Origin of the sequence: Pantoea sp. AS142, from assembly GCF_037152305.1 — a bacterium.
Taxonomy (GTDB): domain Bacteria; phylum Pseudomonadota; class Gammaproteobacteria; order Enterobacterales; family Enterobacteriaceae; genus Pantoea.
The window spans coordinates 137,518-149,775 of the sequence record NZ_JBBCMO010000006.1 but is presented as its reverse complement, the minus strand read 5'-3'; the positions used below and the strand labels follow the sequence as shown (position 1 = coordinate 149,775).

The window sequence follows — 12,258 nt, the reverse complement described above, 5'->3', positions numbered from 1 at the left end:
GCGCACGGGCTGGCAACCAGGTGCCAGCAACCGTTAAGTAAAGACGGGAGTGGGGGAAAAAGCGACAGTAATCAAACAAAAACGCCAGCCCGAAAGCTGGCGTGACAGAAATCAGCAGAGTTCGAGGTGAACCTCGTGCTGCTCAATCACTTTCATTACGCTGGCAGGCGGCGTTTTGTCGGTGTAAAGGTAGTCCAGCAGGTTCATGTTGCCGAGGTTAACCATGGCGTTACGACCAAACTTGGAGTGATCCACCACCAGCATCACACAACGTGAATTCTCAATAATAGCGCGCTTGGTTCGGACTTCGTGATAGTCGAATTCCAGTAGCGAACCATCCATATCGATGCCGCTGATCCCCAGGATGCCGTAATCGAGCCGGAACTGAGAAATAAAGTCGAGCGTCGCTTCACCCATCACCGCGCCATCGCGGGTCCGTACTTCACCACCCGCGATAATGACCCGGAAATCGGGTTTGCCCATCAACAGCATCGCCACATTGAGGTTGTTGGTTACCACGCGTAAGTCACTGTGATTGAGCAGCGCATGCGCCACCGCTTCCGGCGTGGTGCCGATATCGATAAACAGCGTGGCACCATCCGGGATCTGGCTGGCCACGCGCTGAGCTATACGCGCTTTTTCTGCTGACCACATCATTTTACGATCGTGCCAGGCGGTATTCTCAGAGCTGGAAGGAAGCGCCGCGCCGCCGTGGTGGCGCTGAATTTTGTTCTGATCAGCCAGATCATTGAGATCGCGACGAATGGTTTGCGGGCTGACCTCAAAATGATCCACCAGCTCCTCAGTACTGACATATCCCTGACGACGGACTAAATCGATAATCGCGTCATGACGTTGCGTCTGCTTCACGTTCCTCTCCTGTTAACCCGCAAAACCTGTTTAACGACGCGTGACGTTACGCGTATCCACCAGCGCCATCGCCAGCCCGACGACCAGACCGGCAACGTGCGCCGCGTTGGCAATAGCCAGACCAAAGACGCCGAACCAGCCAATCACCAGCCAGACCAGCGCAAAACCGATTAATCCCCGTTCAAGATAGACGCCGCTGTCGGGATCGCGCTCCCCGCGAAGCCAGCAGTAACCCATCAGGGCATAGACCACACCCGACAGGCCGCCAAACCAGATGCCGCTAAACTTCGCCTGCAACCAGCCGCTGAGCAGGGCCGAAATCAGCATAATGACAAAGAGCTTACCGCTGCCAAGCCGCTTCTCAACCGCGCCACCCAGATACCACCACCACATCAGATTAAACAGAATGTGCAGCAGTGAAAAGTGCAGCAGAGCATGGCTGAACCAGCGCCAGACCTGAAGATGCTGATCAGCATCCGGCCAGGAGAGCCAGGCCATCACGGTGCGATCGCCCATCACCTGCATCAGAATAAATACCGCGATACAGAGCACCATCAGGGTCATGGTCAGCGGACCGGCACGCTCACGGATGTTCGCCCAGATATTGCTGCGCTCATAGCGCAGGCCGCTGTCGGTTTTACCGCTGTGCCAGCTGGCGGCCTGATAGCGCGGATGATTAGGGTCGTGCAAAAACTGCTGAAGTTCGTTTTCGACCACTGAAACCTTGCTCTCATCATCCAGCATGATGACGTAGTGATTTTCATGCTCAATACGCAGCGTAATGCCCCGCGTCGCCATGTAGTCAACAAACGCCTGTGCCATGCGCGGCTGATTAAATTGGGTAATGCGCATCAGTAACTCTCCATGTGACGAGAAGCAATTTATTCACTGCCGAGGGCAACCTGCTGAGGAAAGGCGGCACGCCATGCATCAAAGCCGCCATCAATGCTATACGCTGCACTGAAGCCCTGTCCCAGCAGGTAGTGTGCTGCACTTTTGCTGCTGTTGCCGTGATAGCACATTACCAGCACCGGCAGGCTGTGATCGGCACCACTGACAAAGTCGCTGAGGTTGGTATTGGTCAGGTGCAGAGCGCCCGCCGCATGACCCAGGGCATAACTTTGCGGATCGCGGATATCCACCAGCAGCGCGCCCTGCGCCAGATGTGCCTGCGCCTGCTGCACATCAATACATTCGAACATTTCCATGGGATCTCTCATAACAGCGTCACAATAGCGCACAGTGTAACCCGAGAATCCACGCCGATAACCTGACAATCGTTACGGCTATCCGTTTTTTTGGTGGGCAGAATGTTAGCTATATCACGCAAAAATGTTTTTGACTGGTTAAAAGCTGGCGTCAATGTTGGTTTGCGATTATGATTATGCTCGAAAACGAACATTAGTGAACTATTCCGAACATCGGAGGAGATGACGTGGAAACCAAAGACCTGATCGTGATCGGCGGCGGCATCAACGGTGCCGGCATTGCAGCAGACGCTGCAGGACGCGGACTGTCGGTGCTAATGCTGGAGGCGCGGGATCTGGCTTGCGCGACCTCCTCTGCCAGCTCAAAACTGATTCACGGCGGCCTGCGCTACCTTGAACATTACGAATTCCGTCTGGTCAGTGAAGCACTGGCTGAGCGTGAAGTGCTACTGAAAATGGCCCCGCACCTGGCGTTCCCGATGCGTTTCCGTCTGCCGCACCGTCCGCATCTGCGTCCGGCGTGGATGATTCGTACAGGCCTGTTTATGTATGACCATCTCGGCAAGCGTACCAGTCTGCCAGCCAGCAAAAGTTTGCGATTTGGCGCAGATTCGGCCCTGAAGCCGGAAATTACGCGGGGATTCGAATATTCTGACTGCTGGGTCGATGATGCCCGCATGGTCGTCCTGAACGCGCAGGAAGTGGTGAAGCGTGGCGGCGAAGTGCGTACCCGTACCCGCGTGACCCGAGCCTGGCGCGAAGGTAACCTGTGGAAGGTTGAAGCGGAAGATGTCGACAGCGGCAAAACTTACACCTGGCAGGCGAAAGGTCTGGTCAACGCCGCTGGCCCGTGGGTTAAGCAGCTGTTTGACGACAGCCTGAAGCTGAAATCGCCCTACGGCATCCGCCTGATCAAAGGCAGCCATATCGTGGTGCCGCGCGTTCATACCGAGAAGCAGGCTTACATCCTGCAGAACGAAGATAACCGCATTGTATTTGTCATTCCGTGGATGGATGAGTTCTCAATCATCGGTACCACTGACGTGGAGTACAAAGGCGATCCGAAAAACGTCAATATTGATGACAGCGAGACAGACTACCTGCTGAAAGTGTTCAACGGACACTTTAAAAAGCAGCTGGCTGCAGACGATATCGTCTGGTCTTACTCCGGTGTCCGTCCGCTGTGTGATGATGAATCAGATTCACCACAGGCGATCACCCGTGATTACACCCTGGATGTACGCGATGATAACGGTCAGGCACCGCTGCTTTCGGTGTTTGGCGGCAAGCTGACTACTTATCGTAAGCTGGCAGAACATGCGCTGGAGAAACTGGCGAAGTACTACCCAAACGCCGGCCCGGCCTGGACGAAGAACTGCGTGTTGCCGGGCGGAAATATCTCCGGCACCCGTGAAGATTACGCGGCCAGTCTGCGTCGTCGCTATCCGTTTATCAGCGAAAACATGGCGCGCCACTTCTCGCGCACCTACGGCAGTAGCACTGAAACACTGCTGGCTGGCGCGAAAAGTCTGGACGATCTGGGTGAGAACTTCGGTCACGAGTTTTATGAGGCTGAGTTACGCTACCTGGTGCAGCATGAGTGGGTTCGTGAGCTGGATGATGCAATCTGGCGTCGCACCAAACAGGGTATGTGGCTGACCAAAGAGCAGCAGGCTCGGGTGGCAGAGTGGCTGGCCGCAAAAGCAAAACCCGCCCTGTCGCTGGCATCATAAGCGCGCAGTAAAGAACTCATAAAGCAGGCTCCGGCCTGCTTTTTTATTGGCTGCTAACCCGGTGAATATTCAGGCCTCCTGCATTCGCGCGCGCACAGAATATTCGCTAGCTGAAGATTAACCCTGCTGGATTGTTTTTGTTGATAATGAACTGCGACCAGCAATATTCATCGCTGTAACTTTTCCTTCATGCATTACTGCCTAAACTCAACACTTGTGATTTCGCTTATTTGCCCCCTTTCGCCATTGTTACCTTAAATCTAACGTTCAGTGTTTTTGCTTAATTGAACACGGTTTTAAGAACGCTCAGACTTCCCTCAGCATAAACCTAATTACCGCGATTCTAATCAGGAGGTTGAAATGAACACAGGCCAAATGCCTGCCCGGGAGTGGAACACACGCCGCAGTGAAAAAGCGCGTCGTATGGCCTCCTTTCCCCTTGATGGCAAAGTCATTCCTGTTGAACGAGCTACCGAAGCGCTGGAACAGTTAATTGCTCCAGGCGACCGGGTGGTGCTGGAAGGGAATAATCAGAAGCAGGCTGACTTTTTATCCCGTACGCTGGCGGCGGTTAATCCGGCAAAGATTCACGACCTGCATATGATTATGCCCAGCGTTGGCCGCAGTGAGCATCTCGATATTTTTGAAAAAGGTATTGCCCGCAAACTCGATTTCTCTTTTTCCGGCCCGCAGAGCCTGCGCATGTCTCAGCTACTGCAGGATGGACAGCTGGAAATAGGCGCTATTCATACCTATATCGAACTCTATTCCCGCCTCTATGTTGACCTCAGCCCGAATGTTGCCCTGATTGCCGGATACAAAGCGGACCGCAAAGGCAATCTCTATACTGGCCCGAGTACCGAAGATACCCCGGCGCTGGTGGAAGCTGCCGCATTTCGTGACGGTATCGTGATAGCCCAGGTCAATGAACTGGTCGATGACGAAACCGACCTGCCGCGCGTCGATATCCCCGGATCCTGGATCGACTACATCGTGGTGGCTGACAAGCCATTCTTTATCGAACCGCTGTTTACCCGCGACCCGCGCCTGATTAAGCAGGAACACATCCTGATGGCGATGATGGCGATTAAAGGTATCTACGCCGAACATCAGGTGCAGTCACTCAACCACGGTATCGGTTTTAACACCGCCGCGATTGAACTGCTGCTGCCCACCTACGGCGAACAGCTAGGCCTGAAAGGCAAAATCTGTAAGCACTGGACGCTGAACCCGCACCCGACACTGATTCCGGCGATTGAGAGCGGCTGGGTGGAGAGCGTGCACTGCTTCGGTGGCGAACTGGGGATGGAAGAGTATATCCGCGCCCGTCCCGACATCTTCTTTACCGGCAGCGATGGGTCGATGCGCTCTAATCGTGCCCTCTGTCAGCTGGCAGGCCAGTACGCGGTTGATATGTTTATTGGCGCAACCCTGCAGGTTGATGGTCTGGCGAACTCCTCAACCGTAACCCGTGGTCGTCTCTCCGGCTTCGGTGGCGCACCAAACATGGGCCACGATCCGCATGGCCGACGTCACGCGACCCCCGCCTGGCTGAATATGATCACCGAGCCAGACCCGATGCAGCGCGGTAAAAAACTGGTCGTGCAGATGGTCGAGACCTTCCAGGCTGGCGCAAAACCCACCTTTGTTGAACAACTTGATGCGGTTGACGTGGCGAAATCCTCCGGTATGCCGCTGGCCCCGGTAATGATCTACGGCGATGACGTCACACACGTGCTGACCGAGGAAGGCATCGCCTATCTCTATCGTGCAGAAAGCCTTGAAGAGCGTCGCGCCATGGTCGCCGCCGTGGCGGGGATCACCGATATCGGTCTTGGGGTGGATGCAGCACGCGTCGCGGCCCTGCGTAAAAGCGGCAAAGTGGTTTACCCGGAAGATATGGGTATCCGCCGCTCCGACGCCACCCGTTCACTGCTGGCGGCTGGCAGCGTGGCTGACCTGGTTGAATGGTCAGATGGCCTGTATAACCCGCCCGCTAAATTCCGGAGCTGGTAATGAAACTCCTGTCACAGACTCAAGCCGAGGCGCAGACCAGCCAACTGGCGACGATGGCGCGCGATTGTCTGATCGATGAAGCACGCCTGAGCCCCAAGCCGGGTCTGGTAGACAGCCGGGGAAACGGCGCACATCAGGATTTGACGCTGGCGCTGATGGAGCGTTCCGCGCACAGCCTGACGCCGACCTTTCTGGCGCTGGCCCGTCACAGCTGGCTGCGTCCCGCCGATATCGCCCTGCGCGAAACGGTGGGTCGCCTGGGCCGCGACGGCGAGCAGCAGATGATGGCGGCAACCGACGGCGTTAATACCCATCGGGGGGCGATCTGGGCGCTGGGATTGCTGGTGAGTGCCGCAGCTATGCAGGGTGGCATAGCCCGTGCCGACCCGCTGACCCGCACGGCGGCCGCGCTGGCCAGCCTGCCCGACAGCCGCGCGCCAAAACTGTTCAGCAAAGGGTTAAAAGCGACGCACCGCTATCAGGTACCCGGCGCACGCGAAGAGGCGCAACAGGCGTTTCCTCACGTGATGAAGCTGGCGCTACCGCAACTGCTGACAAGTCGGGCGGTGGGAGCCAGTGAAAGCGAAGCCCGCCTTGATGCACTGATGGCGATCATGACCTCGCTCAGCGATACCTGTGTGCTGTCACGTGCCGGAATGGCCGGACTCAACGCTATGCAACAGGGAGCACGCGCCGTGCTGCTGGCTGGCGGCTGCCGCACAGCCGCAGGTCAGCTGGCGCTGGCGCTGCTTGACCGGCGGATGCTGGCACTCAACGCCTCACCCGGCGGGGCCGCTGATTTGCTGGCCGCGACGCTGTTTATCGATCGGGTCTGTTCGCCTGAACATTCTTATTTTTAGAGGCCATTATGGAACACATCACATTATCTTTACCTGCTAACCGCCTGCTCAGTGGCAGATCGCTGGCCGGGGTCGTTGGTTCCGGTGATATGGAAGTGCTGTACACCGCGACTGAAGGTCAGACACTGAATATTGATATCACCACCTCACTGGATAACAGCGACGCCCGCTGGAAAGCGCTGTTCGACCGCCTGACGCTGATCAACGGCCTGCCCGCCGGAAAGCTGATTATTCACGATTTCGGTGCGACACCCGGCGTGGCGCGTATCCGTATTGAACAGGTTTTTGAAGAGGTGAGCCATGCGTAACGATGCCAGTTTTATTGAATTACGGGCCCGTGAACGCGCCCATGCGCTGCTGGATGCGGGCAGCTACCGCGAACTGCTTGATCCTTTTGAAGGCATCATGTCGCCATGGCTGGCCCCACAGGGCGTGGTGCCGCAGTCAGATGACGGCATGGTGGTGGCGCGCGGCACGCTGAACGGTCAGTCTGCGGTCGTTATCGCCATTGAAGGCACTTTCCAGGGCGGCAGCATGGGCGAAGTCTCCGGCGCGAAAATGGCGGCGGCGCTGGAAATGGCAGCCGAAGACAACCGCAACGGAATACCCACTCAGGCAGTGCTCTGCCTGGAAACCGGCGGCGTGCGTTTACAGGAAGCAAATCTGGGGCTGGCGGCGATTGCCGATATTCATGCGGCGATTGTCGACCTGCGTCGCTATACCCCGGTTATCGGCATTATTGCTGGCACCGTTGGCTGCTTCGGCGGGATGTCTATCGCCGCCGCCCTGTGCAGCTACCTGATTGTGACACGGGAAGCCCGTCTGGGCCTGAACGGCCCGCAGGTGATTGAGCAGGAAGCGGGCATTGAAGAGTATGACTCACGCGATCGCCCGTTTATCTGGAGCATGACCGGCGGCGAAATCCGCTACGCCAGCGGTCTGGTTGATGCGCTGGTTGATGATGGGATCAACGCCGTGAAAACCGCAATGCATGACTTTATTGCCAGAGGTATTCCGGCGCAGAACCGCAGCGATAAATATGACGATTTCCTGTCGCGTCTGACGCAGTTCGACACTCGTCAGCAGGCGGACACCGCGCAGATTAAACAGCTTTTCGCCCGGGAGGAGAAATAATGACGCAGACAAGCAGCCGTGGTGCAATCTGGCTGGAAAAACTTGCACCCCATGCGCAACGCCTTAACGGCCTGTGTGCCTCTGTTCAGGTGGCCGACGGCCAGCTTAATGGCGAAAACGTGCGCTTTATCGCCGTAGTGCCCGATGCACAAAACCACTATCCGCGCGCCGCACAGGGTGAAGTCGGTCTGCTGGAAGGCTGGACACTGGCGAAAGTGGTGAATAAAACGCGGGAAGAAGACAAAAACAGCACCGTCAAACGCCCGATTGTGGCGGTGATCGACGTACCGAGTCAGGCCTATGGCCGCCGCGAAGAGGCATTTGGTATTCACCAGGCGCTGGCAGGTGCAGCGGGGGCTTATGCCAACGCGCGTCTTGACGGTCATCCGGTGATTGGATTGATTGTCGGCAAAGCGATGTCCGGTGCATTCCTGGCACACGGTTATCAGGCTAACCGTCTGATTGCACTGAACGATCAGGGCGTGCTGGTTCATGCTATGGGCAAAGCGTCGGCGGCACGTATTACGCTGCGTTCTGTGGAGGCGCTGGAAAAACTGGCTGCCACCATTCCACCGATGGCTTACGACGTGAATAACTTTGCCACGCTGGGTCTGCTCTCCGATCTGCTGAACGTGGGCGATCCTGATGCGCCATCTGACGCCGATGTGGCAATGGTCGAGATTGCGCTGCACAAGGCGATCAGTGACGCACGTCAGGATGCAAGCCTGAAAATCCGTCTTGGCGCATCCAATCGTCACAGCTCCTCCCTGGTTCGCGAACGTATACGCGCGACCTGGTAATTAAATAAAAAAATAAACCTGCCGAAACCGGTCTGACGGGGTGCATCGTTAAGTGCGCCCCGGAGCAGTGGCCGTGTTCAGAATTATAAACATCGCTGTTTTTTAATGAATTATTTCTTAATTACAGGTGATTTATGATTTATATAATTGTTCATGCCCTTGCTCCAATCTTCGTCATTATGCTGCTGGGTTTCTGGGCCGGTAAGGCCGGAATGGTCAATAACAAAGATGTCTCCCTGCTGAATATTTTCGTAATGGATTTTGCACTGCCCGCCGCGCTGTTCAGTGCTACCGTCCAGACCCCCTGGCCCGGCATTGTGGCGCAATGGCCGCTGATTGTGGTCATTACTGGCGCGATGTGGATCACCTATGGCGGCGTCTATTTCCTTGCCACCAAAGTATTCAAAAAGTCACCGCAGGATGCGGCCGTTCTGACACTGACCGTGGCGCTGCCTAATTACGCCGCACTGGGGCTGCCGATTCTGGCCAGCGTGCTGGGTGATAATGGTGCGACGTCGCTCTCGGTGGCGGTCTCCATCGCCTGTGGTTCAGTCCTGCTGACCCCGCTTTGCCTGCTGATCCTTGAACGTGAAAAAGCGTTTGCCGCAGGCACAGAACATGGCTCAACGTTGACTATGCTGCCGATTCTGATGTGGCGTTCAGTGAAAAAACCGATTGTGTTGGGGCCGTTGATCGGGGTGGTGTTATCGGCGCTGGGCGTTAAAATGCCCGATCTGGTGCTGGCCGCGATAAAACCACTGGGCCTGGCCGCAACCGCCGCGGCGCTGTTCCTGACTGGCGTAATCCTCTCTGCACGTACACTGAAACTCAACGCCGTAGTTGGCGTCGGTACGGTGGCCAAGCTGCTGATTCAGCCTTTTATCGCCTGGGGTCTGGTACTGGCGCTGGGACTTAACGGTTCGGTGGCGATCACCGCTATCCTGATGATTGCACTCTCAGCCGGTTTCTTCGGCGTGGTGTTCGGTAACCGCTTTGGTGTGCAGTCGCCGGATGCTGAAGCCGTGCTGCTGTTAAGTTCGATTTTATGTATTTTATCGTTACCGCTGTTCATCACGCTGACATCAGGAATGTAATATGACCACGCCTGGCCCCCACGATCTGCTCTGGCTGCGTAACAGCAGCGCTTTAACCAGGATCAAAGCAAGCTGGGTCAGGCAGTTCTGGCATCCCGATCTGCCGGTGGTAGTGCGGCGCGATCATCGTGAATCCGGGTTGATCCCAATTGGCGTGCGCGGTGAGCGACGTGAGCAACGCGCTGCCGGATGGATCGATCCCGCTGAGATTATGCGGGTGGTGACGCCAGAGATGCTGGCAGAACGTACACGGCTGCTGGATTCACCCTTTAGCGCTTATGCGCCGGTCAGCGCGGCAATTGCGCTTAATGATACCGCCTGGACGTGGTGCTGGGGCATTACCGGCAGCACCGGCTATGCACTGGCGACGCAACAACCCACGCTGCACGCCGCCAGCGATCTTGATTTAGTGATCCGCGCCCCGCAGCCGCTGGCACGCGACGCGCTGCAACAATGGCAGAAGCAGACTGATACGCTGGGCTGCCGGGTGGATACCCAGATAGAAACGCCGTCTGGCGCGTTTGCCCTCAACGAGTGGCTGCGCGAGGGACGCGTGCTGTTAAAAACTGACACCGGCCCCATACTGACCGCTTCACCCTGGAGCAGGGAGAATCCATGAAAATACTCTTTACCTTCCCCGGCCAGGGCACCCAGCGTGCCGGGATGCTGCAGCATATGCCCGACGGTGATGCAGTGTTAACCCGTGTGCGCGCGGTGCTGGGCGACGAGACCGACCGGCTCGACAGTGCCGATGCGCTGCGACACACCAGGGCCGTGCAGCTCAGTCTGCTGATTACTGGTGTCGCCTGGGCGCGCGAACTGATCCGATGCGGAGTGAAACCGGACATCGTCAGCGGCCTTTCAATTGGCGCCTTTCCTGCTGCGGTAATTTCCGGTGCGCTCGATTTCAGCGACGCCCTGCGGCTGGTTGCGTTGCGTGGTGACCTGATGGAGCAGGCTTATCCGCAGGGATATGGCCTGACTGCGATTACCGGCTTAACGCTGAGTCGTCTGGAGAAACTGCTGGACGGCAGCAATACCTACATCGCCAACCTGAACGCGGAAACGCAGATCGTGATTGCCGGTCGTGACGAGGACATGGCCCTGGTCGCGCAGAAAGCGCTGAATGCCGGTGCCAGCAAAGCGATCAAACTCGCGGTAAGCGTGCCCTCGCACTGTGCGCTGCTGGATAAGCCCGCCGCAGAACTGGCGGGTGCATTTGCAGCCGTCAGCCTCTCTCGCCCGCATTGCACTTACCTCAGCGGCTCAACCGGACGGGTGATCTGGGAGCCAGAAAAGATTGCCGACGATCTTGCCTTTAATATGGCGCGCACAGTGCAGTGGAATGATGCCATTGTTTCAGCCAATCAGCGCGATGCGCGACTGGCGATTGAGATGCCGCCAGGCAATGTGCTGACTGGCCTGACGCTTCAGGCGAACTGGCAGGGCGAAGCGATTTGTCTGGAGCGCAACAGCGTCGAGGTTGCGCGGCATCTGGCTAAACGGCTGAGTCAGTAAGGCTGCGGGCATACATCCGCCCTTCTGCCGCCAGCGCCAGCAGGTCATTATCACGTTCGCGGCGATGTGAGTAGACAATCGAGATCTGCTGACGCATCTGGTAAGGCTCAGCGAGCGTCAGCAACTGAATATTGTTTTCATACACTTTTTTCATCCGTCCCGGAATCAGCGCCAGGCCAACGCCCGCCTGCACCAGGCTTATCATTGAGAAGATGTCATTCACCTGGGTGACCATTCGCGGTTCAAATCCGGCTATCTGAAACGCCTCCTGTGAACCCGCATAGGTGGCAAACCCCTCAGCCAGTGAGACATAATTACGGTCAGCAAAATCACGCAGATCCACCGGACCGGTTTCGTTCCGCATTTCCCCGGCCGGTGCGGCCAAAAAGATCCTGTCTTCAAACAGCGGAACGACATCAAAATGCGCGTCGTTGAGTTGGCCGTCATCGGTGGCGATCAAAATGGCATCCAGCGCATCATCTTCCAGCATATTCAGCAGCATCTGATTGGAACCCATGGTCAGATCGAGCTCCAGCGTGGGCCGACGCAGCTTCATGCCCATGATCAGCCGGGGAATGGTTTCAAGCGTCAGCGAGTAGAGCGTGCCAAGCCGCAGGCGACCTCCGCCGATACCCGCCACCTTGCGCGCCTCTTCAATGCCTTTGCCCATCAGGGTGGTCACGTCGCGACAATAGTCCAGCAGTGTCCAGGCGGCTGGCAACGGCACCAGGTTGCGGCCCTTGTGGATAAACAGCGGGCAGTCGATGCCCTCTTCCAGCGTGTGCAGCGCACGATGCACGCTGACGCTGCTCAGTTCCAGCGCTTCCGCCGTGCGGGCGATATTCCCTTTGGTCATAAACATCATGAAGACGCTGAGTTTACGGAAGGTAATTTCCTGGTTGATGTTGTCACTCATTGGCTGCGGTTGCCTGTAAGGTCATTTTGCTTTCCCGCATAGTAGCGATTCTCAGCCAGGGTGTAATGATCTGGCTCGCACAAGAGGCACTCACGGGCGCAGGAGCGAT

13 protein-coding genes are annotated in these 12,258 nt (G+C 56.9%); 9 read left to right on the top strand and 4 right to left on the bottom strand.

Annotated features, from left to right (window positions below; all coding sequences use genetic code 11):
* Positions 1-111: 111 nt before the first annotated feature.
* Genes WFO64_RS13035 through glpE form a run of 3 tightly spaced genes read right to left on the bottom strand, consistent with a single transcriptional unit; the run spans position 112 to position 2,078 of the window.
* Positions 112-870 carry a DeoR/GlpR family transcriptional regulator gene (locus tag WFO64_RS13035; protein WP_337012318.1) on the bottom strand — a complete coding sequence of 253 codons (759 nt, stop codon included), beginning with the start codon at positions 868-870 and terminating at the stop codon, positions 112-114.
* 30 nt (positions 871-900) lie between these two features.
* Positions 901-1,722, bottom strand: coding sequence for a rhomboid family intramembrane serine protease GlpG (glpG, locus tag WFO64_RS13030; RefSeq protein ID WP_337012317.1), 822 nt, complete (start codon positions 1,720-1,722; stop codon positions 901-903).
* A 29-nt stretch (positions 1,723-1,751) separates the two neighbouring features.
* On the bottom strand, positions 1,752-2,078 hold the full coding sequence (gene glpE / locus WFO64_RS13025; RefSeq protein ID WP_337012315.1) for a thiosulfate sulfurtransferase GlpE: 327 nt from the start codon (positions 2,076-2,078) through the stop codon (positions 1,752-1,754).
* 227 nt (positions 2,079-2,305) lie between these two features.
* Between glpE and glpD the strand changes: the two genes are divergently transcribed.
* The 9 genes from glpD to mdcH all read left to right on the top strand — a co-directional run bounded on the left by glpD (position 2,306) and on the right by mdcH (position 11,233).
* The gene (gene glpD, locus WFO64_RS13020) at positions 2,306-3,811 is read left to right on the top strand and encodes a glycerol-3-phosphate dehydrogenase (RefSeq protein WP_337012313.1); all 1,506 of its coding nucleotides are present in this window, start codon (positions 2,306-2,308) and stop codon (positions 3,809-3,811) included.
* Positions 3,812-4,171: 360 nt separating this feature from the next.
* The gene (gene mdcA, locus WFO64_RS13015) at positions 4,172-5,827 is read left to right on the top strand and encodes a malonate decarboxylase subunit alpha (protein ID WP_337012311.1); all 1,656 of its coding nucleotides are present in this window, start codon (positions 4,172-4,174) and stop codon (positions 5,825-5,827) included.
* Entirely contained in the window at positions 5,827-6,687 is an 861-nt protein-coding gene (locus WFO64_RS13010) for a triphosphoribosyl-dephospho-CoA synthase (protein ID WP_337012309.1), read from the top strand. The genes mdcA and WFO64_RS13010 overlap by 1 nt, the downstream gene beginning before the upstream one ends.
* 8 nt (positions 6,688-6,695) lie before the next feature.
* Positions 6,696-6,995, top strand: coding sequence for a malonate decarboxylase acyl carrier protein (mdcC, locus tag WFO64_RS13005; protein WP_337012307.1), 300 nt, complete (start codon positions 6,696-6,698; stop codon positions 6,993-6,995).
* Entirely contained in the window at positions 6,988-7,821 is an 834-nt protein-coding gene (locus tag WFO64_RS13000; RefSeq protein ID WP_337012304.1) for a biotin-independent malonate decarboxylase subunit beta, read from the top strand. Before mdcC ends, WFO64_RS13000 begins: the two co-directional genes overlap by 8 nt.
* On the top strand, positions 7,821-8,621 hold the full coding sequence (gene mdcE, locus WFO64_RS12995) for a biotin-independent malonate decarboxylase subunit gamma (RefSeq protein WP_337012302.1): 801 nt from the start codon (positions 7,821-7,823) through the stop codon (positions 8,619-8,621). Before WFO64_RS13000 ends, mdcE begins: the two co-directional genes overlap by 1 nt.
* Positions 8,622-8,755: 134 nt before the next feature.
* Entirely contained in the window at positions 8,756-9,715 is a 960-nt protein-coding gene (locus WFO64_RS12990) for an AEC family transporter (protein ID WP_337012300.1), read from the top strand.
* A 1-nt stretch (position 9,716) separates the two neighbouring features.
* Positions 9,717-10,334 (top strand): malonate decarboxylase holo-ACP synthase, encoded by a 618-nt coding sequence (locus WFO64_RS12985; RefSeq protein ID WP_337012298.1) that lies wholly within the window; start codon positions 9,717-9,719, stop codon positions 10,332-10,334.
* Positions 10,331-11,233 (top strand): malonate decarboxylase subunit epsilon, encoded by a 903-nt coding sequence (mdcH, locus tag WFO64_RS12980; RefSeq protein ID WP_337012296.1) that lies wholly within the window; start codon positions 10,331-10,333, stop codon positions 11,231-11,233. Before WFO64_RS12985 ends, mdcH begins: the two co-directional genes overlap by 4 nt.
* On the opposite strand, the gene WFO64_RS12975 is transcribed toward mdcH, so the two are convergent.
* On the bottom strand, positions 11,214-12,149 hold the full coding sequence (locus WFO64_RS12975; RefSeq protein WP_337012294.1) for a LysR family transcriptional regulator: 936 nt from the start codon (positions 12,147-12,149) through the stop codon (positions 11,214-11,216). The two genes, mdcH and WFO64_RS12975, sit on opposite strands and share 20 nt — an antisense overlap.
* Positions 12,150-12,258: the final 109 nt, after the last annotated feature.

Bases quoted from the DNA above. Each gene is read 5' to 3' on its own strand.
- WFO64_RS12990 (WP_337012300.1), top strand. From the start codon at position 8,756: ATGATTTATATAATTGTTCATGCCCTTGCTCCAATCTTCGTCATTATG.
- WFO64_RS12975 (WP_337012294.1), bottom strand. From the start codon at position 12,149: ATGAGTGACAACATCAACCAGGAAATTACCTTCCGTAAACTCAGCGTC.
- WFO64_RS13010 (WP_337012309.1), top strand. From the start codon at position 5,827: ATGAAACTCCTGTCACAGACTCAAGCCGAGGCGCAGACCAGCCAACTG.
- glpG (WP_337012317.1), bottom strand. From the start codon at position 1,722: ATGCGCATTACCCAATTTAATCAGCCGCGCATGGCACAGGCGTTTGTT.
- WFO64_RS12985 (WP_337012298.1), top strand. From the start codon at position 9,717: ATGACCACGCCTGGCCCCCACGATCTGCTCTGGCTGCGTAACAGCAGC.
- mdcA (WP_337012311.1), top strand. From the start codon at position 4,172: ATGAACACAGGCCAAATGCCTGCCCGGGAGTGGAACACACGCCGCAGT.
- mdcH (WP_337012296.1), top strand. From the start codon at position 10,331: ATGAAAATACTCTTTACCTTCCCCGGCCAGGGCACCCAGCGTGCCGGG.
- mdcC (WP_337012307.1), top strand. From the start codon at position 6,696: ATGGAACACATCACATTATCTTTACCTGCTAACCGCCTGCTCAGTGGC.
- mdcE (WP_337012302.1), top strand. From the start codon at position 7,821: ATGACGCAGACAAGCAGCCGTGGTGCAATCTGGCTGGAAAAACTTGCA.
- glpE (WP_337012315.1), bottom strand. From the start codon at position 2,078: ATGGAAATGTTCGAATGTATTGATGTGCAGCAGGCGCAGGCACATCTG.
- WFO64_RS13000 (WP_337012304.1), top strand. From the start codon at position 6,988: ATGCGTAACGATGCCAGTTTTATTGAATTACGGGCCCGTGAACGCGCC.